The 448-nt window shown below is 52.0% G+C and carries 1 protein-coding gene; it reads left to right on the top strand.

The genetic code is table 11. The annotated features are described in order from the left end of the window. Positions 1–448 (top strand): transposase (locus tag EXE52_RS18120; protein WP_343145438.1); only part of this gene is annotated, 448 nt, incomplete at both ends.

Below are 448 nucleotides of genomic sequence, written 5' to 3'. Positions count from 1 at the left end.
AGAATCCTGATGAAATCCTCGAAGAGCGCGTCGATGACGCGCTCGACGAGGACGACCAGCCACACAACAAACGTGAGGGAGAAGACGAAGAAGGGTGGATTGTTGAGGATGATATTTGTACTGATGGGGGTACCGTCCTCGGGTTTTTTGATGCATCGAAGCCACAGCCGTACGATAACTCGCGGCGTGTTTGGTACGTTGACGACCCTCACATCGAACGGGAGTTAGTCAAGACACACGATTCTGCGGTCGGATTCTACGCGCTCAACGGTGAGAGTCTGGTAACGTTCACTGAGAACGAAGAGAAAGAGCAGATTTGCGGGGTATTAGAGAAGATCCGCGAGCAGAATCCGGGCAAGCGGATTCTGCTCGTCTTGGATAAGCACGGTTCACATAGATGTAAACACACGCGCAAGCGTGCGCATCAACTCGGGATTGACCTGATTTT

This window comes from Halorubrum sp. CGM4_25_10-8A (assembly GCF_005435025.1).
Lineage (GTDB): Archaea > Halobacteriota > Halobacteria > Halobacteriales > Haloferacaceae > Halorubrum > Halorubrum ezzemoulense.
The sequence above is the reverse complement of the archived record's forward strand: the minus strand, read 5'-3'. Positions and strand labels throughout refer to the sequence as shown.